The organism is Spirosoma sp. KCTC 42546, assembly GCF_006965485.1.
Classification (GTDB): Bacteria; Bacteroidota; Bacteroidia; order Cytophagales; family Spirosomataceae; genus Spirosoma.
The window spans coordinates 2,904,601-2,927,634 of the sequence record NZ_CP041360.1; the positions used below are offsets into that span (position 1 = coordinate 2,904,601).

Annotated in this window: 19 protein-coding genes; 11 read left to right on the forward strand and 8 right to left on the reverse strand. The window is 47.6% G+C overall.

The features are described from left to right. Entirely contained in the window at positions 1 to 873 is an 873-nt protein-coding gene (locus EXU85_RS11665; protein WP_142772250.1) for a lysophospholipid acyltransferase family protein, read from the reverse strand. Between the two features lie 179 nt (positions 874 to 1,052). Between EXU85_RS11665 and EXU85_RS11670 the strand changes: the two genes are divergently transcribed. Beyond that, complete coding sequence (locus tag EXU85_RS11670; protein WP_371732001.1) at positions 1,053 to 1,649, forward strand: WbqC family protein; 597 nt, start codon at positions 1,053 to 1,055, stop codon at positions 1,647 to 1,649. A gap of 64 nt (positions 1,650 to 1,713) precedes the next feature. After that, on the forward strand, positions 1,714 to 4,242 hold the full coding sequence (locus EXU85_RS11675; RefSeq protein WP_142772251.1) for an ATP-dependent Clp protease ATP-binding subunit: 2,529 nt from the start codon (positions 1,714 to 1,716) through the stop codon (positions 4,240 to 4,242). A 382-nt stretch (positions 4,243 to 4,624) separates the two neighbouring features. Here EXU85_RS11675 and EXU85_RS11685 read toward each other — a convergent pair whose 3' ends face one another. The 3 genes from EXU85_RS11685 to EXU85_RS11695 all read right to left on the reverse strand — a co-directional run bounded on the left by EXU85_RS11685 (position 4,625) and on the right by EXU85_RS11695 (position 7,565). Then, the gene (locus tag EXU85_RS11685) at positions 4,625 to 4,864 is read right to left on the reverse strand and encodes a hypothetical protein (protein WP_142772252.1); all 240 of its coding nucleotides are present in this window, start codon (positions 4,862 to 4,864) and stop codon (positions 4,625 to 4,627) included. Positions 4,865 to 4,943: 79 nt separating this feature from the next. Beyond that, entirely contained in the window at positions 4,944 to 6,698 is a 1,755-nt protein-coding gene (locus tag EXU85_RS11690) for a GMC oxidoreductase (RefSeq protein ID WP_142772253.1), read from the reverse strand. A gap of 117 nt (positions 6,699 to 6,815) precedes the next feature. Then, a complete protein-coding gene (locus EXU85_RS11695; RefSeq protein WP_142772254.1) occupies positions 6,816 to 7,565 on the reverse strand; it encodes a phosphatidylinositol-specific phospholipase C/glycerophosphodiester phosphodiesterase family protein in 750 nt (249 codons plus the stop codon). Positions 7,566 to 7,753: 188 nt separating this feature from the next. Between EXU85_RS11695 and fabG the strand changes: the two genes are divergently transcribed. The 4 genes from fabG to EXU85_RS11710 all read left to right on the forward strand — a co-directional run bounded on the left by fabG (position 7,754) and on the right by EXU85_RS11710 (position 11,515). Then, positions 7,754 to 8,500 carry a 3-oxoacyl-[acyl-carrier-protein] reductase gene (gene fabG / locus EXU85_RS11700; protein ID WP_142772255.1) on the forward strand — a complete coding sequence of 249 codons (747 nt, stop codon included), beginning with the start codon at positions 7,754 to 7,756 and terminating at the stop codon, positions 8,498 to 8,500. Between the two features lie 109 nt (positions 8,501 to 8,609). Then, a complete protein-coding gene (locus EXU85_RS11705) occupies positions 8,610 to 10,742 on the forward strand; it encodes a VWA domain-containing protein (RefSeq protein WP_142772256.1) in 2,133 nt (710 codons plus the stop codon). A 115-nt stretch (positions 10,743 to 10,857) separates the two neighbouring features. Then, on the forward strand, positions 10,858 to 11,028 hold the full coding sequence (locus EXU85_RS35310) for a hypothetical protein (RefSeq protein ID WP_168207772.1): 171 nt from the start codon (positions 10,858 to 10,860) through the stop codon (positions 11,026 to 11,028). Then, the gene (locus tag EXU85_RS11710) at positions 11,003 to 11,515 is read left to right on the forward strand and encodes a DUF6169 family protein (protein ID WP_142772257.1); all 513 of its coding nucleotides are present in this window, start codon (positions 11,003 to 11,005) and stop codon (positions 11,513 to 11,515) included. The genes EXU85_RS35310 and EXU85_RS11710 overlap by 26 nt, the downstream gene beginning before the upstream one ends. Positions 11,516 to 11,724: 209 nt before the next feature. Here the strand turns inward: EXU85_RS11710 and EXU85_RS35315 are convergent, their stop codons facing one another. From EXU85_RS35315 to EXU85_RS11725, 4 genes are all read right to left on the reverse strand, one after another. Further along, complete coding sequence (locus EXU85_RS35315) at positions 11,725 to 11,895, reverse strand: hypothetical protein (protein WP_168207773.1); 171 nt, start codon at positions 11,893 to 11,895, stop codon at positions 11,725 to 11,727. Positions 11,896 to 12,002: 107 nt separating this feature from the next. Further along, positions 12,003 to 12,392, reverse strand: coding sequence for a hypothetical protein (locus tag EXU85_RS11715; RefSeq protein WP_142772258.1), 390 nt, complete (start codon positions 12,390 to 12,392; stop codon positions 12,003 to 12,005). Between the two features lie 103 nt (positions 12,393 to 12,495). Continuing rightward, the gene (locus EXU85_RS11720; RefSeq protein WP_142772259.1) at positions 12,496 to 14,970 is read right to left on the reverse strand and encodes a helix-turn-helix domain-containing protein; all 2,475 of its coding nucleotides are present in this window, start codon (positions 14,968 to 14,970) and stop codon (positions 12,496 to 12,498) included. 81 nt (positions 14,971 to 15,051) lie between these two features. After that, positions 15,052 to 15,540 carry an EamA family transporter gene (locus EXU85_RS11725; RefSeq protein WP_246859524.1) on the reverse strand — a complete coding sequence of 163 codons (489 nt, stop codon included), beginning with the start codon at positions 15,538 to 15,540 and terminating at the stop codon, positions 15,052 to 15,054. Between the two features lie 66 nt (positions 15,541 to 15,606). Here EXU85_RS11725 and EXU85_RS11730 point away from each other — a divergent pair, with 66 nt between their 5' ends. The 5 genes from EXU85_RS11730 to EXU85_RS11750 all read left to right on the forward strand — a co-directional run bounded on the left by EXU85_RS11730 (position 15,607) and on the right by EXU85_RS11750 (position 23,028). Further along, the gene (locus EXU85_RS11730) at positions 15,607 to 18,117 is read left to right on the forward strand and encodes a phosphocholine-specific phospholipase C (RefSeq protein WP_142772260.1); all 2,511 of its coding nucleotides are present in this window, start codon (positions 15,607 to 15,609) and stop codon (positions 18,115 to 18,117) included. Positions 18,118 to 18,218: 101 nt separating this feature from the next. Further along, positions 18,219 to 19,565, forward strand: a complete 1,347-nt coding sequence (gene eat / locus EXU85_RS11735) for an ethanolamine permease (protein ID WP_142772261.1) — start codon at positions 18,219 to 18,221, stop codon at positions 19,563 to 19,565. A gap of 69 nt (positions 19,566 to 19,634) precedes the next feature. Continuing rightward, positions 19,635 to 21,014 carry an ethanolamine ammonia-lyase subunit EutB gene (locus EXU85_RS11740; protein WP_142772262.1) on the forward strand — a complete coding sequence of 460 codons (1,380 nt, stop codon included), beginning with the start codon at positions 19,635 to 19,637 and terminating at the stop codon, positions 21,012 to 21,014. Positions 21,015 to 21,097: 83 nt separating this feature from the next. Continuing rightward, positions 21,098 to 21,880, forward strand: coding sequence for an ethanolamine ammonia-lyase subunit EutC (gene eutC, locus EXU85_RS11745; RefSeq protein WP_142772263.1), 783 nt, complete (start codon positions 21,098 to 21,100; stop codon positions 21,878 to 21,880). A 125-nt stretch (positions 21,881 to 22,005) separates the two neighbouring features. Beyond that, positions 22,006 to 23,028: a Smr/MutS family protein gene (locus EXU85_RS11750; protein ID WP_142772264.1), complete on the forward strand. Its 1,023-nt coding sequence runs from the start codon at positions 22,006 to 22,008 to the stop codon at positions 23,026 to 23,028. Positions 23,029 to 23,034 lie beyond the last annotated feature (6 nt).

Genomic DNA, 23,034 nt, shown 5'->3' on the forward strand with positions numbered 1-23,034 from the left:
CTACGTCAGTTTGGCGCCTACTTTGGCATATTTTCCACGCCAGTGTTTCCAGCGTTTATGGGACCAGAGCCAGTCGGACGGGTGATTTCGGATGGTGGTTTCTATTTGATCCCGATAGCGTTCTAAAATAGTACCAGGTGGTAAATCTGTGTAAGGGGGCTCAGCAAGAAGCTTTACGGAAACTTCGTAATACCCCCGACGTACACGAACTGGCTCCATATAAAATACCGGCAGGTTCCGGCTGCGGGCCAGCCGTTCTGCACCGGGATAAAATGGAGTATCCCGATGCAGAAAATCAGTCCAGTAGGCCTGTTCAGGCACATCAGGTACCTGATCCGACATAAGGCCAATCAAGCGGGGAATATGCTTTCGGGCGGCCATCTGCCGAGGTAAGGTATGCATTGGGGTTGGAACAGCTCCGAAACTAGATCGGATCTGATACATCACCTTCTCGAAAAATGAATTGGTTAGGGGTTTATAAATGCTGTCGACGGGGATCCCCTTCTGCACAAAAGCCCCTGGAATCCACTCCCAGTTTCCCTGATGAGATGTCATGCCTATAGCCGTCTGACCTGCGCGTATCTTTTCCTGAACTAACTCTGGATTAGTGACCCGAACACGTTTCTGTAATTCATCGGGTGAAAGAGCGGGTAACTTGATGATTTCAACAAATAAATCCGCTAAATCCTGGTAAAAACCCTTCATAATCTGGCGGATTTCGGAGGGGGATTTTTCCGGAAATGAGAACCGTAAATTTTCCAGAACAACTGTACGCCGGTAACGAACTATATGGAGAAGTAAAAAAGCCAGTACATCAGAAATGCCATATAGTATACCAAGTGGCAGACGCGATAATAGCCGAAAAAATTTCATCTGGATAACGTAGAGCGGGCAGAAGCCGAAAGCACTGCTTTTGCCAAAAATTAAAAAAATACTAAAACTCGTTGGTGGTATTGAATTTTTGCTTTATTTGTGAACGGATACTTAAGTTATCATTGGAAACGCATTGGTTAGGGTCTCGTTTGACCGGTTTAGTAGTTGAATTACACTATTTGCCCTGTTTAGATTATGTGTCGGGGCTAATGCGGTTTGGAGGAGTGCAAATCGAAGCCCATGAGCATTACCAGAAACAAAGCTATCGAAACAGGTGCTATGTTCGGACAGCTAACAAAATTGATACGCTAACAGTGCCCGTACAGCAGAGAACGCACCATCAGCCCATTCGTGATCTTCGGATAGCGAACGACCAGGCCTGGCAGATGCACCACTGGCGATGCCTGAAGGCGGGTTATGGGAAAGCCCCATTTTTTGAATACTATGCGCCCTATTTTGAGCCGGTTTATCAAAAAAAATGGACTTTTTTATTTGACTTGAATCTGGAACTGCTGACAATTTGTCTGAAATTGATGCAGCTACGGATACCAATAAACCTGACAGAATGGTATGATAAAACAACACCGGTCGGTCTATTTGACGCTCGATCGAGGTTGAATCCGGGAAATAGACCGGAAACGTATATATTCCACCAGCCGGTAGAATACCCGCAAAATTTTGGCGTTGAATTTGTACCAAACCTAAGTATTATAGACCTGTTGTTCTGTCAGGGACCGTCCGCTGCGGACGTGTTAAGGGCTGGCCTACGGGAGTGAACAAATCCTTAAAACTCTTCGTTAGGCACAGTATAGTAGCTTACCTAAGGAGACCCTAAAACGAATGGAAGCAAAATTCTCAAACCGCGTAAAGGAAGTCATCACGCTGAGTCGGGAAGAAGCCTTACGCTTAGGCCACGATTATATCGGCACAGAACACCTCTTGCTGGGTATGATTCGTGAGGGTGAGGGTGTAGCGGTGGGCTTACTGAAGAAACTCGGTATCTCACTCGACGAACTCCGGGTCACAATTGAACAGGCCACGAAAGGAACAGCCACCAACAACGTGAAAAATCTAGCGAATATTCCTCTGACCCGTCAGTCGGAAAAGACGCTGAAAATCACCTATTTGGAAGCTAAGATTTTCAAAAGCCCGCTCATTGGAACGGAACACCTGTTACTGTCGATTCTGCGTGATGAAGACAATGTCGCCACCCAGATTCTCAATAAATTCAATATTAACTACGAAGTCATTAAGGAGATGCTCGAATATCAATCTTCGGGAACCCGCCCGGTGATGGGTCCCGAAACCGACGATGACGACAACGACCGTGGCATGTTTGGCGGAAGCAGTTCCGGTTCAGGCAAAGATCCAAAAGGTACCGAGAAATCACGGACACCTGTACTGGATAACTTTGGCCGAGACCTGACCAAACTTGCCGAAGTTGGCAAACTCGATCCCATTGTTGGTCGCGAAAAAGAAATTGAACGGGTAGCTCAGATTCTGAGCCGCCGGAAGAAAAACAATCCAATCCTGATTGGTGAGCCAGGGGTTGGTAAAACGGCTATCGCCGAAGGACTGGCTCTGCGCATTGTGCAGAAGAAAGTTTCGCGGGTGCTATTCGGTAAGCGTGTTGTTACACTTGACCTTGCATCGCTCGTGGCAGGTACAAAGTACCGCGGACAGTTTGAAGAGCGGATGAAGGCCGTGATGAACGAGCTTGAAAAATCGCCGGAGGTTATTCTGTTCATTGATGAGTTGCACACGATAGTTGGAGCAGGTGGTGCGTCGGGTTCACTCGATGCGTCGAACATGTTCAAACCGGCATTGGCGCGGGGCGACATTCAATGTATCGGTGCTACCACACTTGATGAATATCGTCAGTATATCGAGAAGGATGGAGCCCTGGCTCGTCGTTTCCAGATGGTAATGGTGGATGCCACATCGATTGACGAAACCATCGAAATTCTGAATAACATCAAGGATAAATACGAAGATCACCACCATGTTGACTACACGAAAGAAGCTATCGAGGCTGCTGTGAAGTTGTCAGAACGGTATATCTCGGATCGATTCCTTCCTGATAAAGCTATTGACGTAATGGACGAAGTGGGTGCTCGTGTACACATTTCAAACATTACGGTTCCTGAAGATATTCTGAGACTCGAAGAGCAGATCGAGAACATCAAGAAGGAGAAAAATCAGGTTGTTAAGAGCCAGAAATACGAAGAAGCCGCTCAGCTTCGCGATAAGGAAAAACGCCTGATCGACCAGCTTGAGCGCGCGAAACAACTTTGGGAGGAAGACACCAAGAAACGTCGCTATAAGGTTACCGAAGAAAACGTGGCTGAAGTAGTAGCCATGATGACCGGTATTCCAGTGACGAGCGTATCGAACGATGAAGGCAAGAAACTTGTCAACATGGGCGATGAACTGAAAGGCCGTGTAATTGGTCAGCAGTCGGCCATTGACAAACTAGTGAAAGCTATTCAGCGGACGCGTGTTGGTTTAAAAGATCCTAAGAAACCTATCGGTTCGTTCATTTTCCTTGGCCCGACGGGTGTAGGTAAAACAGAACTTGCCAAAGTGCTGGCTACTTACCTGTTCGACAAAGACGATGCGCTGGTTCGTATCGATATGTCGGAATACATGGAGAAATTCAGCGTTAGCCGTTTGGTTGGGGCACCTCCAGGTTACGTGGGTTATGAAGAAGGTGGTCAGTTGACCGAAAAAATTCGTCGGAAGCCTTACAGTGTCGTGCTGTTGGATGAAATCGAAAAAGCCCACCCGGATGTGTTCAACATCCTGTTGCAGGTGCTTGACGATGGTATCCTGACCGACGGTCTGGGTCGCCGGGTTGATTTCCGGAACACAATCATCATCATGACCTCCAACATCGGGGTTCGTGACCTGAAAGATTTTGGTGCGGGTATCGGTTTCGCAACCAAGAAGAGCGCGGAAACACAGGATGATTTGATGAAGAGCACGATTCAAAGTGCACTGCGTAAAGCGTTCTCGCCTGAGTTCCTGAACCGTTTGGACGATGTGATTGTGTTTAACTCGCTCTTGCGCGAAGACATCCACAAAATCATTGACCTGATGCTGGGTAAACTGCTGGGCCGTGTTACCAACCTGGGTTATACTGTTGAACTGACAGAGAAGGCGAAAGACTTCCTGGCCGAGAAAGGGTATGATCCGCAGTACGGTGCCCGTCCGTTGAGTCGCGCTATCCAGCGTTACCTTGAAGACCCCGTTGCTGAAGAAATCCTAAAAGGTGAACTGAAAGACGGCGACGTCATTCTGGCCGACTACAGTGGTGAAGGCGAAACGCTGACCATTACGGTAAAGAAGCCCGAAGCAGTGGTTGAGTAATCGAAAATTGATTTATATAAAGAAGGGGCCTGACGTTCGAACGTCAGGCCCCTTCTTTATATAAATCAATCAAGTTCAGCAAGGAGTTCGTCAAGTTCCTTTGGGTCTAGATTTTCCTTTTCCGCTTTATCGTAAATGGTTAGTAAAATTATAGTTGTCTGAACAATGTGTAAATGAGTGATGACTCGTGCACCGCCACTTTTACCTTTGGCTTTACTCTTTATTGCTAACCTTACTTTATAGCAATTTTTTCCTAACGATGTCCCTGTATGTTGGATCTTCCTGTAAAGATGTAAACAATGAAGCTACATCTGTTTTTAGGGATGGATACTTTTTCGCTAAGCGTTTTAGGAGTTTATCAAATTTCTCAGTACTGAGAATACTATAGCTCATTTAAAACCTCCCATGCCGACCGTAGCTGTTTTTTGCCTTTCTTGAATTGATTGACCTCCTCGATAGCTTCTTTCAAATCAGTTTTCAGCTGTTCTTTAGTTACTGGTTTGTCATCGGCCTGTAGTAAATTGACAAGCTCTTGGCGCTCCTTAGGTGGCAATTGATTTCGAATAATACTGGCTAATTCAGCAATGCTTAATCGCGTATTAAAATGGACTGTAACGCTCATACAAAACACCGTTAGTTCTAGCCAAATTTACAGAAAATACATGTAAAGCGTAACAAGGCCTACAACAATAGCCTTACCATTATATATTCTTCTGCTTCACCTGATCAATCAGATACTCACTCGTCCGCATCGAACTAGCCAAGATCGTCCAGGTTACGTTTTTATCGCCCTGCGAAACGAAGGGAGCGGCATCAACTACGAACAGATTCTTTACGTCGTGAGCCTGCTGAAACTTGTTCAGCGCTGACTTTTGTGGGTCGTTTCCCATACGAACCGTACCTACCTCGTGGATAATACGACCGGGAGCTGCCAGTCCGTAACCATGAGCCGTATCAGGACCAGGCTTTGGGCCCAGTGGAGTGCCACCCATGGCATGAATGATCTCCTCGAACGTATCCTGCATGTGTTTGGCCTGCTTCACTTCATAATCCGACCATTTGTAGTGGAAGCGGAGTGTCGGGATGCCGTATTTATCGACTTTATTAGGATCAATTTCGCAGAAGTTCGATTCTAAAGGAACTGGCTCGCCCCGCCCCGACATGCTAACATAAGCACCGTAGAATCGACGGTAATCATCTTTCAGGCCTGCTCCATACCCGCCAGCGGCTTTTAGTTTGCCATCGCGACCGGGAATCGAACCGTTCTGAGATTCGATGCCTCCGCCATAGCCAGCACCGGGCATCCCCATACCACCACCGTACTCAATATGGTATCCACGTGGGAAATCTAATTTCTTATTATCCAGCCACCAGGGCGTAAACACGTGCATTCCGCCAACGCCATCTTCGTTGTAACGCTTGCGATCCATGAGGGCTGGTATAAAGCCAGATCGGCTGGCACCCGTCGAGTCATTCAGGTATTTGCCCACTACGCCACTGTTGTTGGCTAATCCATTGGGGAATCGTGGCGATTTAGAGTTCAGTAGTATCCGGGCCGATTCGCAGGTACTGGCTCCCAGCATGACTGCTTTAGCCTTTACCGTAATTTCCTCCAGCGTAATGTTATTTACATAGCTCACACCCGTGGCAAGACCTGTTTTCGAATCAGTAAGCACTTCGCGTACCATGGCACCATTTACAAGAGTAACATTCCCCGTCTTGACGGCGGGAATACAAAGTACCGATGAGGCCGAAAAGTCGGCATATGCCTGGCAACCCCGATTACACTGACGGCAATAGAAACAGGAGCCCCGGTCTTTATTGATAGGCTTGGTCAGAATACTCAGGCGAGACGGAATAACGGGAATGCCAATACTTCTGGCACCTTTCCGAATCATTAGCTCGTGCAAACGAGGCTTTGGTGGAGGCAGAAAAATACCGTCTGGCTCATTGGGGAAATTCTCGACTGAGCCAAAAACGCCGATAAGGCGATCTACCCTGTCGTAATAGGGTTTAAGATCATCGTAGCCAATAGGCCAGTCATCGCCAACACCCGAAAGCGAACGACGCCGGAAATCGTCTGGGCCGAAGCGCATAGAAATACGACCCCAGTGATTGGTTCGTCCGCCAAGCATTCGGGACCGAAACCAGCCAAACTCGGTACCTGCTTTGGCTGAATAAGGCTCTCCATCAATTTCCCAACCACCCCAGGCCGCATCAAAGTCTCCACCAGAACGGAACTCGGTACTTGCTCCACGCCGTGGTGATTCCCAGGGCCATTTTAGTTGCGTAATGTATTTGGGATCGGCTGGATCGTAGTAGCCACCGGCTTCAAGCAGAATGACTTTTGCGCCTGCTTTGGCTAACATGTACGCAGCCATGCCGCCACCAGCACCCGAGCCCACAATAGCTACATCGTAGATTATAGGGTCTTTTTTGATTTGTGGGATGTCCATTCAGAAAGGAAGAGTTAGGAACGCTATTAAATACTGATTAAAGGAGGGTACGTATGGAGTTTACTGCTTATTGACTCGAAAGGGCTATCTGATGTGAAACAACAATACTGAGTAGACCTACCGCATAGCCTCTACACATTCCGCAACTTTATCGGTATTAATAATATCGACCCCTAGTTTCTTCAACTGTTTCCAGCCATTAGGTGTATCAGGAATTGCCCAGAAACGGATAGACTTGTTATCGCTATGAGCACGTTTGATGACCCGTTTAAGTTTATCACGGTCTGCATCAGGTATATCGCCAACACCGTCCCAACGGGAATAGGACCGGAAATTATCGCTGATAAAGGCCACTAACCGAAGCGTTTCTTCATCATATACCTCGCTGGGGCGTCCATCGAACTGAAGGAGCGGGTAGTCGAAATAGTTCTGGATCTTAGGGCGATCACCACTAATAATAACCTGAACTGCTTTTGCGTTAGCCGCCCGGTTGAAGCAAGTGAGATTTTCTTCTAATAGTTTTAACAAGATAGGCAGTACGTCGGCAGGACTGGACTTTACGTCAATCACTAAGCCAAACGTGTAATCGCGATCGGGACTTGGTTTGTCCTTATACTGCTGAAACAGTCGTGCAATAGGTTTCAGATAAAGCGAATCAAGGGTTGGGGAACTGACCGTTGGCTTCTCAGATGAAACGACCAACTTGCCGTCCTGTAGCCAAACGTCGGCCTCGATAAAGTCGGCACGCTTTTCGTACGCATTCACAAAAGGCCTGGGTTGTGCATGATCATTGTTGGCATGAATTTTTTGGGCAAAAGTGACTGACGCAGTCAGCCAAAGCAAGGTGAGTAGGAAGTAGTAGCGCATAATGAATGGCTTAATTTTGGGTAAAGTAACGTAGCTTACGCACTAAACCAAAACCAGTAGCTACCTTGCCGTTTCCGACCAAACTACTAATTTTGATAAAAACATGAATGGATAATGGATAATGCACAACGGATAATTAAACGTTTCCTATTTATTATACATTATCCATTTCTCATTATTCATTAAAAATGGATTTACTGAAAGGAAAAGTTGCCCTTATTACCGGAGCCTCGCGCGGAATTGGGCGGGCCATGGCCCAGAAGTTTGCGCAGGAAGGTGCTCACGTTGCCTTCACCTATTTATCAAGCGTTGAAAAAGGGCAGGCCCTGGAAGATGAACTTCGGGCATTTGGCGGTCAAGTGAAAGGATACCGCTCAGATGCATCGGATTATCAGGCTGCCGAGGCCTTAGTTAGTCAGGTCATTGCCGACTTTGGTAAACTCGATGTGCTCATCAATAATGCCGGGGTTACGCGCGATGGGCTGCTCATGCGTATGTCGGAAGAACAATGGGATACCGTAATTAACGTTAATTTAAAGTCGGTGTTCAACCTGACGAAGGCGGTTACCAAACCCATGATGAAAGCGAAATCTGGTTCCATCATAAATATTACATCGGTAGTAGGCATCCGGGGCAACGCGGGGCAGTCTAATTATGCGGCTTCAAAGGCGGGCATCATTGGGTTTACCAAGTCGGTTGCACTGGAATTGGGGTCACGAAATATTCGCTCCAATGCCATTGCACCAGGATTTATCGAAACCGAAATGACGGGCGAAATCAATGAAAAAGCACTTGAAGACTGGAAACAACAGATTCCAATGAAGCGTGGAGGCCAACCCGATGAAGTTGCTAATTGTGCCGTTTTCTTAGCGTCTGATCTTTCCAGCTATATTTCCGGCCAGGTACTTCAGGTAGATGGCGGAATGCTTACCTAAAAAAGGGAGGAAGAAGAAAAGGGAAGAAAGGACGAAGGGAGGATAGCCCATGAACGTTTAATCCCTTCTCTCCCTTTCGTCCCCTTCCTCCTTTTTCTCCTTCTAATCTATGACCTTCTTCTTTCAATCTTCGCCCTGGTGGATTTTTGTTTGCCTGCTCGTTGGAGCGGTCTATGCATTTGCCATGTATCAGCCTTTACCTCGTTTGGTAGGGAGTGGTGCAACAGTCGGCGGATTCGACAAACGAACAACATATGGGCTTGCCGCACTGCGGTTTGTTGTGGTCAGCTTTCTGTGTTTTTTGTTGCTGAACCCACTGATCCGCAGCCTCAGAACGCTCACGGAGAAACCCAAAGTTGTATTGGCAGTTGATAACTCGGAGTCGGTGGCGGCTGCTGGGCGGCCGGCACTCAATAAGGCGCTGACCGGGCTGCAAACACTTCGGCAACAATTGACTGATAAAGGTCTGGACGTAACCGTTCGGACATTTGGAGACAGCATTACCGACGCTGACCTTACCCAAATCCCGTTTACCCGACGCACCACCGATCTGTCGGCACTATTATCCGGCATTCGATCCGACTATGAAGGCCGTAATCTGACAGATGTAGTACTCGTATCGGATGGTATTGTTAATCAGGGCGTTTCGCCCACGTTTGGCCAGTATCCATTTGCTGTACAAACGATTGGATTAGGGGATACAATTCCTAAGAAAGACATTCAATTAAAAGGCATTGTAGCGAACCGAATTGCGTATCTAGGCAATCAATTCCCAGTACAGGCCGAAGTCGTTAGCAATGGATTTCAGGGCCGAACAGCAACGGTTGTATTGCGCCAGAACGGGAAAGAACTCGGGCGGCAATCGATCAATTTTGGCAAAAATGATACGTTTAATCAGCTGACCTTTCAGGCGACGGCAACGCAGAAAGGCGTTCAGCATTATGTGGTGGATGTATTGCCGCAGCCTGGCGAATTCAGTACGCTAAATAACCGCCAGGATGTGTATTTAGATGTTATCGATGGGAAAGAGAAAGTGTTACTGTTGGCATTAGCTCCTCACCCGGATATAAAAGCAATTCGTAACATTCTGGAACGAAACCAGAATTATGAACTGGACATTCGCATACTGACCGGAACACCTGCCGAAGCAACCGCGTCGGCGGACCGTCCCCCAGCCGATAAAACCTACGATCTGATCATTCTGCATCAGATCCCTGATAATGGAGGCATTGGAAACCCGGTGATTCAGCGGTATCTGGCGAAGAATACGCCGGTCTTGTTTGTGCTGGGTAATCAATCCGCACTCGGACCATTCAATACATCGAATCCGGTAATACAGGTGGCTGCGCAGCCCAACCAGAGCGACAAAGTAACCGGTGTATTTAACCCTGAATTCAAACAACTGAACTTCGATCCGGCCAAGCTTGATATTCTCTCAAAACTGCCTCCTCTGTTAACACCATATGGTGACTACAGATTACAGCCCGGTAGCGAAGTTGTCCTGTGGCAGCAGGTGGGAAGCATTCGCACAACGAAGCCCTTACTGGCCCTGAACGTAACCAGTCCGCGCAAAACAGCTGTGCTGGCAGGGGAGGGTATATGGGCGTGGCGGCTCGAAGAATACGCGCTGACTGATAAGCAGGAAGTGGTGGATGAACTGATCCAGAAAGTAATTCAACTGATTTCGGTAAAAGAAGATCGGCGCAAACTCCGGGTGTATCCGATTCGGAATGAGTTTATTGCGGGCGAAAAAGTTATTTTCGAGACGGAGCTTTATAATGACATTTACGAGCGACTATATGATAAACCCGTTCGCTTGGAAATCAAAGACGAAAAAGGAGTGACTCGTTCATTCAACTACACGCCTACGGCCTCCAACAGCCGTTTTGAGATCAGCCGACTACCCGAAGGTGCCTACAGCTTTAAGGCCACCGTAACAGTTAACAATAAGGCTGAGCAATCATCCGGACAGTTTGTGGTTCGTGACCTGCAACTTGAAGCCCTGAATACGACTGCCGATCACGGCATGCTCCGACAACTGGCCCAGCAAACGGGCGGGCAATTTTTCACCGCAAATCAGACCGACGAACTCGTTCGGAAGCTGACCGCTCAGTCGCACCCGGCCCGGTTAACGAGCACCGAAGAAATGAATGAGCTAATCAACTGGCGTTGGTTGTTCTTTGTGGTGCTGACGTTAGCCGCTATTGAGTGGGGGCTACGGAAATTTTATGGCGGGTATTGATACCGCTAGCTTTGACGCAGTATAGGTTCTTAAACTTTTTCATGTAAAACCAGTGTTTTCTGCCTATAAGCGGAGACCTTAACTCCTTATTTTCGTCTCAAAACCAATGACTACGATGGAAACGACAACCAAGCCCATGACCGCCCGCGAAAAGATCCGCAAACTTGTGGAAGTAAAAGAACAGGTGCAACGGGAAGCGCGGGAAAATTATCGAAATAGCCCTGATATTCAGGCCGCTGTTGAAGAACTGAAAAAGAAAAATGCCCAACGACGCCCCCGTAAATAGTTACGAGTTTAGATTTTTTGGTGGAGAACAAAATTCATACTTCTTCACTACCAGACAGGAGATTATCTATCAAATTAAGTTCGTTCCGTCAGCCTATTTATTTGTAGACTATATTGACGGCCATGTCAATGCTTTTGAAATGGTTATTGCTGTGGCGGATAATCCAACCGGTGGACGCATCGCTTATGACCCGCTTACAGAAGATACGATACGGGCTATTTTCACAGACTTCTTCTGCTCACTGGATCATGTGATTGTCTATATCTGCGACAGCTCGGATGGGCGCGAGCAAGCCCGATTCCGGAAATTTACTAGTTGGTATTACAAGGATATGGATGCTATGCCAGCGGATCTATTCAAGATGGATGCCTACCTTCCCGACGGCGATCGAACCACTATTCTCTCGGGTATTCTGAGTACGAGGCATCCCTACTTCAGCCAGTTCGTTGAACTCTTCAAAAACCTATCGGAAGCGGATAAATACTAGCTACACCGCTGTTGCTTCCAATTGCTGCCGCTTCCCGGCAAAGTAAACCTCCCAATCTGTTATCTGGCTAATAGCCTGATAGGTCTCCGACTCCTACAATGCCTGGACATCCGATTGTAGCCGAGTGGTGAGGGATTGTACCTAGGAGTTGGCGGTTTTAACGAGGGCGGTGGTGGGTTTTTGGGCATAGATTTACAAGCAGTGATGGATTACCGCTTTAGTTTTTCTCTTCGGTATTCAAGACTTTGAATCATCAATTCGTTCGCTTCAGAAGGCTGTTGTTGCTGACGGTGTCGTAGCTGTTTTAACTGCTCGTCCGTTTGGCGTATACGCTCGGTCGATAAGGTCGCCAGTCGCTGTTTAACTTCGCGTAATGACATGTCTGCTAAGTCGATACGTTTAACTCCATTACTAATTCAATGATTCCTTTGGGAAACCCGTTTCGGTCTGTGCCGAATTGGTTCGTCCAGTAAGTTACTAATTCCTTTTATTGGGCAGTATCATTATTCAGCAAAAAATAAGAATCAGTTTGGTATGTCTGAAACGCATTTTGAGCAAATAACGGCTCAAATAAGTCTTTGTTCTGCCGTATACTAGCTTCGTCGTCTAATAAACTCAATATATCAACATCGTTAGGATTAAGCTTATTTGTCGTAAAACTTCCATCAATCCATAATTGCCAGCTACCCGTATAGGTAACTTGATTTAATGTGTCACCTAAAGCCTCAATGTATTCGAGCAAACCCGTATAGATGGAAAGACGCGTACCAGAAAGTGGGAAGGGAGTTACGAATATCTGCTCAAATTCTTCCAGAGAATCAATGCGGATAAGTTCATAGGGGCTTAAGTTGCCACGAACATCGAAATTATAAGTCATTCTAAAACCTGAATGAGGGCGATAGGGTTTTGTATATGGTTGATAGAAAGTTGACGGACAAATTAGCCTCTAGTTTCACCAGATGATAAGACGGTTGCTTTACTCATTCTCCATTCCCTCCAGCCTCCGCCCGCATGGCGTATTGCACAAAACGGATTTCACTAAACGATACATCAGTACCTAAGCCCTGCCGAACTTCGCTTAGGGATTCGGATGGATAATTTTCCAGGTACGACCGAATACTTGCGATTTTTTTAGTAGGTAATAATGCATCAACAGCCAATTCGCCCGTGCCAACATATTTTACTAAATGGCTTTCCACAGTTGAGACCGCTAAGCTGCGCTCGGCTGCAATCTCTGCAATTGTTTTACCAGACTGGAAAAAAGCCAGCGTGATGGCAGGTGATAGCTCTTTGGGTTCCTTTGGCGGTTTGGGAGCTTTGGATACTTTCACTTTCGGGGTAGTCGAGCTGGCTGCCCGGCCTGCTGGATTTTCCTGAACGATACGCAGAATTTCGGCACCAATTTGCCTCACTTTGGTTTTTCCAACCCCTTTAATGGCCAGTAATTCAGCCTCCGTTGTAGGACGCGCACGCGCCAGTTCAACAATGGTTTTCTGTGGTAAGACCATAAAGCCAGAGGTGTTGTGTTCTCCAGCCATATCATTCCGCCATTTCATCAACGCACCGTACAAGCCACCACGCGAAGAACCCTCCGAAGCGGGTATCTCGGCAACTTGTGGCTCAAACTTTTTGCGTTCGGGCTGGAAGTCCAGTTCAGCACGATTGCGGGCTTGCAGATAGGCTAATGCATTGAATCCGTCCCGACAACTCTCGAAACTGCGTAGCTTACTAAATAGCTCTTTCTCCAGTTCGTCCAGCGCTTCCAGCAGCAGGTCACGCACTTTCTTATTGTCGCAGTCGGTGGGGAAACGGTGCAGGAGTGGTAGAAATTCGGAACCAAGTAAGGTTTGAAAATAGGTTCCTGCTTTACGGACTCGATCCTGTAGTGCCTGGTTGTATTCGGGTAAATTTTCGTTGGCAAAATAACTGGGAAGTTGTTGCTGGAAACGTCCCGACACATCACTGGCTTTCTCGCGTAATTGGTTGGTGAGTTGCGTCAGGATAGCGGAGCCTTCGGCATCTAAACTACTGGCGTGTTCATTCACGACCCGGCGACAACGGTAGAGTAGGGAATTGGCTCGTTCAAACGAAAACAATTCGCGAATCAGGTTTTGCTGGTTCGTGAGTTTTGCCTGGTGTAGATGCTGTTCGTTCGGAGTTTGCCGCTGAACTTGTTCATGAAAGTCCTCTAACTCCAGTTCTGTTTTGATACTATGAGCTGGAATAGGCGATCGGAGTACAAGCCCATTTAGGGTTTTACACCGGCTGAGGGCCACATACACCTGACCGTGGGCAAAGGCCGATGACACATCGAGAATCGCCTTATCGAAGGTAAGTCCCTGGCTTTTGTGAACGGTAATAGCCCAGGCCAGTTTCAGTGGAATCTGCCGGAAGGTACCAATCGGTTCGCTCTTGATTTCTTTGGTGGTTGGGTCCAGAGTATATTTGATATTGGTCCAGTCAACCGGATAGACCACAATTTCTTCTCCATCCTGCTGACTCTTCACATAAATGGCAGAGTCATCCATGTCCGTAATTCGCCCGATTTTGCCGTTGTAGTACAGCTTATCACGGGAAATATCATTTTTAATGAACATCACCTGAGCCCCTACTTTTAGCTCCAGGCTGGCTTCGGTTGGGTACGTGTGCGCCGGAAAGTCACCTTCTACAATTGCCGTAAAGGTGCGGGGCTTTCCTTTCAGGGCCAGTAACTTCTGGCTGTTTAGTTGCTGGGCAGCTGTATTGTGGGTCGAGAGCGTAATGTAGCCTTCATCGTCGCTGGGAGAAAAATCCGGGATATAGCGTTGATTCAAATTATCCAATTGTGCCCGGGTAACGGTCTTCTCGCGAATGCTATTAAGCAAATCAATAAAACGCTGATCGGATTGCCGGTAAATATGCGTTAGTTCAATGGGAACGTAGGACGTCTGCCGAAGGGCCTTGCTGCCGAAAAAATAGCCAGTATCATAGTAAGGTTTTAATAATGCCCAGTCTTCGTCTTTTATAACGGGCGGCAACTGTTGCATATCACCAATCAGCAATAACTGAACACCACCGAAGGGGGCTGAATTGGTCCGGTACCGCCGAAGTACTTCATCAATCCCATCCAGCACATCACTCCGAACCATACTGATCTCATCGATCACCAACAGGTCGAGTGTACGGAGTAAATTTATTTTTTCCTTATTGAATTTCTTGCCTTCGCGTTGCGTGGTACCCGGCGTTAATGGACCAAACGGAAGCTGAAAGAGCGAATGAATCGTAACCCCACCCGCATTGATTGCGGCTACACCCGTTGGGGCTACTACAGCAAGTCGCTTGGCACTCAACTGCTTAATCTGCTGTAGGAACGTTGTTTTACCCGTTCCAGCTTTACCGGTCAGGAAAATATTCTGGTTGGTATGCAGGACAAAGTTATGGGCGAGGTCAAGCTTTTCGTTTACGGAAACGGTCATAAAAACGCACTGGAGATAATGAACAAAGATACTCGATTTGTAGACGAGTTCTTAGTCTAATCGTCATCGGTCTACCGTTAGCTACTCCCTGGCTACAGCAATCATCACGGCTCCTGCGGCCATTAATACGGCACCAATAGCCACCTGCCAGCTTATTTTTTCTTTCAAAAAAACAGATGCCAGAATGACGGCGAACACTAATGAAAAGTTGGTTATGGGAGATACCTGCGAAGCATTCCCCAACTTGAGAGCGCGGAATGAAAGTAGAGACGACAGGCAAGTAACCACGCCCGCAATGATCAGGTAAATCCAGACTCGTCGGTCAATGCGGGCCACATCGGGCAAGTTTCCCTGCATGATAACCACGCTCCAGGAAACAATCAGAATAAGAACTGATTGAATGGCGAAGGCCAGGCTTGAATCCACATGCTTGACACCTACTTTAGATAGCGTAACCACAATAGCGGCTGATAAGGCGGCTGACAAGGCAAAGACAATCCACATGGCGTTGATGAAGAACGTATAGCCTATAAAGTCAAAAGTGAGCTGAAATGATTTAAATACTAGCAAAAAATAGGTTAAAATGGGTACTTTTCGGCCTATTCGCAGTATCTTGATAAACAGTTACTGAACACAATGGATTCAAGACGGGAGTTTTTAAAAAAGGCAGCTTTGCTCTCAACAGGGCTTTCAGGTGTATTGCCCGAGTCAATTCAGAAGGCGTTTGCTATTGATCCCCAACCAGGCACTACCTTTCTGGATGCAGAGCATGTGGTGATTCTGATGCAGGAAAACCGCTCGTTCGATCATACATATGGCACGCTTCAGGGCGTACGAGGTTTCAATGATCCCAGAGCCATTGACCTGCCCAATAAAAATAAAGTCTGGTTGCAGACCAACGCAGCCAAGGAAACCTACGCTCCGTTTCGACTCAATATCAAGGACACAAAGGCGACCTGGATGAGTTCGCTACCGCATTCCTGGGAAAATCAGGTAGATGCCCGCAATGGAGGGAAGCAGGATAAGTGGCTGGATTCTAAGAAGTCAGGTAATAAGGAGTACGCCAAAATGCCCCTGACGATGGGGTATTACAATCGGGAGGACTTGCCATTTTATTACGCATTGGCCGATGCTTTTACCGTTTGCGATCAGAACTTCTGTTCATCACTAACGGGCACTACCCCCAACCGCCTGTATTTCTGGACGGGCACCCTGCGTGACCCCCGCGATCCTACTGCAATGGCGAATGTCCGCAACGAAAATGTGGATTATGATTCGGAGGTGAGTTGGACAACCTTTCCAGAGCGCCTGGAAAATCTGGGTATTTCCTGGCGGGTGTACCAGAACGAAATCAGCTTGCCAACCGGCCTGGAAGGGGAGGCTGATAACTGGCTCGGTAATTTTACTGATAATCCCATCGAGTGGTTTTCGCAGTACCATGTTCGCTTTCATCCGGCCTACTATCCCTTTATTCAGCAGCAGGTAACTATCCTTCCCGAGCGCATACAGGCACTGGAAGCCAAGTTGAACGCATTGCCCGAAACCGATAAAGACTACACAAAAACCAAGCGGGATTTAGCCAATCAACAGCAGTGGCTGAAAGCTATTAAAGACGATTTAGTCAACTACACGCCCGAGGCCTACAAAAAGCTCTCTCAGCAGGCCAAGAACCTGCATGAAAAGGCGTTTACCACCAATGTGAACGACCCTAATTATCGCTCGTTGGCTCCATTAGCGTACCAGGATGGGGAGACAAAACGAACGGTCAATGTACCTAAAGGGGATGTGCTACACCAGTTCCGGGCGGATGTTAAAAATAAAAAGCTACCTACGGTTTCCTGGTTGATTGCCCCCGAAAACTTCTCCGACCATCCGGGTGCGCCCTGGTACGGTGCCTGGTACATTTCGGAGGTGATGGATATTCTGACACAGAATCCCGACATCTGGAAAAAGACGATTTTCATTCTGGCTTACGACGAAAACGATGGGTATTTCGACCACGTGCCGCCGTTTGTTCCGGCTCATCCGGACCAACCTGAATCCGGACTAACCAGTAAAGGCATTGATACGCGATTGGAGTTTGTAACGCAGGAGCAGGAGAATAAACGCCCGAATAAAGGACGTACAGGGCCAATTGGTCTCGGCTTTCGGGTACCGCTCGTGATCGCTTCGCCCTGGAGTCGGGGGGGATATGTTTGCTCAGAAGTATTCGATCATACCTCTACGCTTCAGTTTCTGGAAAAATTCCTGAGTCATAAAAAAGGCCAGAAACTAGAAGAGACCAACATTAGCCCGTGGCGCAGAACCGTTTGTGGCGACCTCTCGTCGGCCTTCCGACCCTATCAGGGGGAAAAGATAAAATTGCCAGCCTTTGTTGCGAAAGATGCCTTTATCGAAAGTATACACAAGGCCCAATTCAAGCCGGTGCCAACGGGCTACAAAGCCTTCAGCCCCGAAGAAATTCGCCAGATCAATCAGGACCCGGGGGCTTCTGAGCATTTGCCTACTCAGGAAAAAGGCATCCGGTTAGCCAATGCCCTGCCGTATGAACTCTATGCTGACGGACGTACGGATGGCAACGCATTTATGCTGACGCTGGCGGCTAAAAAGGACGCCTTTGGCAAACAGGCCGTTGGTGCCCCATTCCAGGTGTATCAGGTTTTAAAAGACGATGTGAACATTCGCTCGTACACCGTTGTGGCTGGTGATCAACTCACCGATTCCTTGCCGTTGACTGAGCCGTACGAGTTACGGGTATATGGCCCTAATGGGTTCATGCGTGCGTTTAAAGGTGCATCAGGCAACCCCGCTATTGAGATTACCTGCGGGTATGAGCAGGATATAAAAAAACAGTTTACGGGCAATGTGCTGGTAAAACTCAAAAATACGGATTTGCAGAAAACGTATCAGGTGCAACTGGTTGATAACGCGTACCAGGCTAAAGGTGAACAAAAAACACTGGATAAATCGGGGACAAAGGGCGCCCAGCAGAGCGTGATACTCAACCTGAAAAGTAGCCACAATTGGTACGATTTCAGTGTGAAAGTAGCGGGTTTCGATGCGTTTGAACAACGCTATGCCGGTCGGGTTGAGACGGGCAAGCCTGGATTCAGTGATCCACTTATTGGAAAATCGGATAAAGTGTAGGACTGAGATAATGAATAATGGATAATGTAAAATGGATAATGAGCCGCGTGCTCGTAATTATTCATTATCCATTATCCATTTACATAATATATATTCCCCATATGACCGACGAATCTCAGGCATTAAAAAAGGCGTTGAGTCCCATTCACTTGTGGGCTATTGGTGTTGGACTGGTTATCTCGGGTGAGTACTTTGGGTGGAATTATGGCTGGGGCGTGGCCGGAACAGTGGGTCTGCTAATTGCTACCCTGGCGATCACGCTGCTTTATTTTACATTCATTTTTAGTTTTACCGAACTTACAACGGCCATTCCGAATGCAGGAGGCCCATTTGCCTATGCCCTGAAAGCCTTTGGCCCAATAGGGGCGTTGGTGGCTGGTTATGCAACCCTGATTGAGTTTCTGTTTGCTACACCGGCTATTGCCTTAGCACTCGGGAGTTATGTTCACTTTTTGTACCCTGCCGTTCCGGTAGTCTGGTGCTCGGTTGCCTCCTTCGTGGTATTTACCTTCATCAATCTGCTGGGCATTAAAGAAGCGGCCTGGTTTTCGCTGATCATGACAATCATCGCCATTGGCGAGTTATTGCTTTTTATTGGCGTCGTGTACCCGTATTCCAGTCTCGATACGTTTCTGCACAATCCAATGCCGTTTGGCTGGCCAGGTGTTTTTGCGGCATTACCGTTCGCTATTTGGTTATTTGTTTGCCTCGAAGGTATGGCCATGGTAGCCGAGGAAGTGAAAGATGGAAAAAACGCCATTGCTAAAGGCTACATATCGGCAGTGTTGACCCTTGCGTTTTTGGCTTTAACCGTTATGATTAGTGTGGGAGGTATTACGCACTGGGAAAATCTGGACCACCTTGATTACCCCATGCCGGAAGCTATTGCTATTGTGTTAGGTCGCCAAAATCCACTTACAAAATTCTTCGCCAGTGTTGGTTTATTTGGATTGATCGCTTCGTTTCATGGTATCATTATCAGTTATTCCCGGCAGATTTTCGCGCTGGCCCGAAGCGGTTACCTACCTCATGGATTGGCCAGGGTGAGCAGAACCCGGAAAGTGCCCGTCTGGGCATTAGTAGTTGGGGCTATCTTCGGGATCATTGCCCTCATTTCGCTTGATACCAGTAAGTTAGTTGTTCTGTCAACCATTGGGGCAGTTATCGTTTATATAGTAAGTATGCTGTCGTTGTTCCGGCTCCGGCAAACGCAGCCCGCTATGCCGCGTTCGTTTAAGGCACCTTTTTATCCGATCTTCCCGGCTATTGCCTTACTATTGGCGGTTGTGACCTTAGGGGCTATGATTTATTTTTATAGCTGGTTGAGTCTGCTATTTTTTGGGGGGCTAGTCCTGATCATGGCCATATTTTACATGTCAGGCCGATATCAGAAAATCAAGCAAGAGTGGGAGGGAGAGATGATCGTAAGTCAAAGTCATGTTGAGTAATTAGCTTAGCCCCTCCCCTTATTTCAAGGGGAAGGGTTGGGGTGGGGTAAAATTTAGCTAATACCAAAAATGGCCTATCAATGCACTGTTGGCAGCTTTACCTATCGATTCGCAGACCTGAAAGAACTTCTGGCCAGGGCGAGTCCACTGCGTTCTGGCGATGTACTGGCGGGCTTAGCCGCCGAGAGCTATGAAGAACGGGTAGCCGCTCAAATGGCTCTGGCCGATGTGCCGCTGGTCACTTTTCTGACTGAAACGGTGATTCCGTATGAAACGGATGATGTTACACGACTAATTATTGATACCCACGACAACGTTGCGTTTGCACCAATCAGCCACTTTACAGTGGGTGACCTACGCGATTGGCTACTAAGCGATGAGGCCGATACAGGTATGCTTCAGCAGGTTTCTTCGGGTCTAACGCCAGAAATGGTGTCGGCCGTCTCAAAACTGATGCGAAATCAGGACCTGATTGTAGTGGCAAAGAAATGCGAAACAGTTACTCGATTCAGAAATACGCAGGGATTACAGGGCCACCTGTCGGTTCGATTGCAGCCCAATCACCCAACGGATGATGCAAAAGGCATAGCGGCCAGTATTATTGATGGACTGCTCTACGGGAGTGGTGACGCCATGATTGGCATTAATCCGGCAACGGATAGCCCGGCGGCTACATCGCGCTTGCTGTATATGATTGATGAAATACGGGAGCGATTTTCCATACCCACCCAGAGTTGTGTATTAAGTCATATTACCACCACGCTTCAACTTATTGAACAGCAGGTACCTGTCGATCTTGTTTTTCAATCTATTGCTGGTACGGAGAAAGCAAATGCCAGTTTTGGCGTTAGTCTTTCGCTGTTGCAGGAAGCCTATGAAGCGGGTTTATCTTTAAAACGGGGTACAATTGGCAACAACATTATGTACTTTGAAACAGGACAAGGCAGTGCGTTATCCTCTGGAGCGCATCATAACGTCGATCAGCAAACCTGCGAAGTGCGGGCGTATGCCGTTGCGCGGCAGTACAACCCGTTTCTGGTCAATTCAGTTGTGGGCTTCATTGGTCCTGAATACCTGTTTGATGGAAAGCAGATTATACGGGCCGGGCTTGAAGATCATTTCTGCGGCAAACTGATGGGCTTGCCAATGGGTATGGATATTTGCTACACCAATCATGCCCAGGCTGACCAGGACGACATGGATACACTGCTGACGCTTTTAGGTGTAGCCGGGATCAACTTTATCATGGGAATTCCCGGTGCCGATGACATTATGCTGAATTACCAGTCGACGTCTTTTCACGATGCACTTTATATCCGGCGGATACTTGGCCTGCGACCAGCTCCCGAGTTTGAAAACTGGCTACTCCGGCAGGGCATTATGGACTCGTTGGGAAACAGACTATCGAGTGGAGCACAAAAACAATTTTATACGGCCTTAGTGAGCTAAGCTGGGAGCGAGGTGCAAGGGATTAGGTTAAACTCCCGGCACCATGCTTCCAGCACCATGCTCCCAGCTCCCCGCTAATTAGCATGAACGAACTGAAAAAAACAGGTATTGAAGCCGATGACTGGGAATTCCTGAAAGCATATACAACTGCTCGGATTGCGCTTGGCAAAACGGGGGTTTCTATCCCGCTAAAGGAATCGCTACAGTTTAAAATGGCTCATGCGCATGCCAAAGATGCCGTTTACTCCAGTTTAGATATGGCCGCTTTACAGGCTGATTTATCCAGTGCGGGTCTTCCTATTTATACGGTTCATAGTCAGGCGGAGAACCGGGATATCTATCTACAACGCCCCGATCTGGGTCGTCTATTAAGCGCCGATTCTGCCGAACAACTGCAACAACTTAACAGCCCTTCTGCCGATATTAGTATTATCATCGCTGATGGTCTTTCAGCGACAGCCATTATGGAAAATGCGGTGCCTGTCGTGCGTTTATTGGTTGAAAAAGCACAGCAAGCAGGTTATGCGTTGGCTCCAATCCTACTCGTAGACCAAGGTCGTGTGGCCATTACAGATGCAATTGGCGGAATTCTAAACCCTCGCTTGGCTATCATGTTGATTGGTGAACGGCCTGGCCTTAGCTCCTTTGACAGCATGGGTGCATACATTACCTATGGTCCCCAACCCGGCCTGACGGATGAACGGCGGAACTGTATTTCAAATATTCGCCAGCAGGGGCTGTCGCCCGCTTTTGCCGTGGACAAACTCATGTACCTCATCCAGTCGGCGTTTCGCTTACAAATTACGGGTGTTGCCTTGAAAGATAATGGCGACCCAGAACAGGATAGAATCCTATTGAATAGTTAGTACGCAAACCCCTCTCAAAATGATTTAAACCTGATGGAAGCTATTTCTGTGTATATGCGTTATACTTTTGAACAGAAATAGTCATTCGAACTAGATTGACTATGGACTCTTGACGAACGACGATTATGAATATTGGTGATAAAGTCCGGCTGCTACGGGCAAAAGAACAGGGGGTAGTATCGCGGTTTTTGCCGGGCGGTATGATTGAAATAGAGATTGAAGACGGTTTCCGTATTCCGGTTATGCGTTCAGAATTAGTGCTTGTATCGCCTATGGAAGCCGAACGCTTGCTAAAAACGAGCGTTTATGCCCCACAAAAAACGGTGGCTCCGGCCCCGCCGACAATCGTATCCAACCAGGGTATATATCTGGCTTTTGCACCGGTTAACGATCGTGAATATACCTTACACCTGATCAACAATACCGATTGGGAGTTTCCGTACGTGTTAGGCGAAGAGTCGGCAGGTGCTGGGGGAGGAGTACAGTTTCGGGGAGTACACAGTGGAGTACTTAAGCCCAAATCGCAGCAGAAAATGAATGATCTGTATGCACACGCCAAATTTGAGGAATGGCCAACATTTGTGGTGCAAGGGTTGTGGTTTAGAGCTGGAAAATCATCGTTACGGCAACCGTTGATCAAACGGTTCAAAGCACGAGCCGCTACGTTTTTTAAGCATAAAACAACACTTCCTGTCCTGAATCAGCCCGGCTTTCTGACGCAGTTGGATGAAGCGGTTGAGCAACCTCAAGCAGTAACAAGCCCGCCTATCAACCCACCGAAGCCCATAACCATTCGTCCCGAGGAGTTGAAGGCTGAAATGTTCAAACCGAATGCAGAACTGGCGGACGTTTCAATTGAACGGCCAACGGCAATTGTGGACTTACACGTCGAGGAACTGCTACCCAAAGGCGCTGGAAACCGTACACCGGCCGATTTGCTAAAACTACAACTCGATACGTTTGAGAAAACCCTGGAGAATGCAATCGCCAGTGGCATGAGCGACATTACGTTTATTCATGGGGTTGGCAGCGGCTCCTTACGAACAGAACTACACAAACGACTGGGAAAGCATCCGAATGTTAAATTCTTTGAAGACGCTCAGAAACAGAAATTTGGCTATGGTGCCACGAAGGTTACGATTAAGTAGACACAA